The organism is Marinomonas sp. 5E14-1 (assembly GCF_039939215.1).
GTDB lineage: Bacteria > Pseudomonadota > Gammaproteobacteria > Pseudomonadales > Marinomonadaceae > Marinomonas.
Map to the genome: position 1 here is coordinate 1 of NZ_JBDXMW010000044.1, position 322 is coordinate 322.

Annotated in this window: 1 rRNA gene; it reads left to right on the plus strand. The window is 40.7% G+C overall.

Annotation, left to right across the window (positions count from 1 at the left end):
• Nucleotides 1-98, plus strand: a 23S ribosomal RNA gene (locus tag ABFY09_RS15185); the annotation flags it as partial.
• Nucleotides 99-322: the final 224 nt, after the last annotated feature.

The following is a 322-nucleotide window of genomic DNA, read 5'->3' on the forward strand; positions in this document are numbered from 1 at the left end:
TAAAGAGCCGTTCGAGACTAGGACGTTGATAGGTTGGGTGTGTAAGTGCTGTGAGGCATTGAGCTAACCAATACTAATTGCTCGTGAGGCTTGACTATATAACGCCAAAGTAGTTTTTAAAGCACATATTACGATAAAGTACTGAAATTGTTCCTGACAATTTTCAGCATTTCCTCCATCCATGGAGGTCGCTGGTTTAACCTTGATACACGTTGTTTCAAAAAAGAGAATTGTTAAAGATCCAAGCATGTCTTCGCGTGTTTTGGTAAGGCAATAAAAAAGCCACCAGAACGAACGCAACCGAATTGCTTGACGATCATAG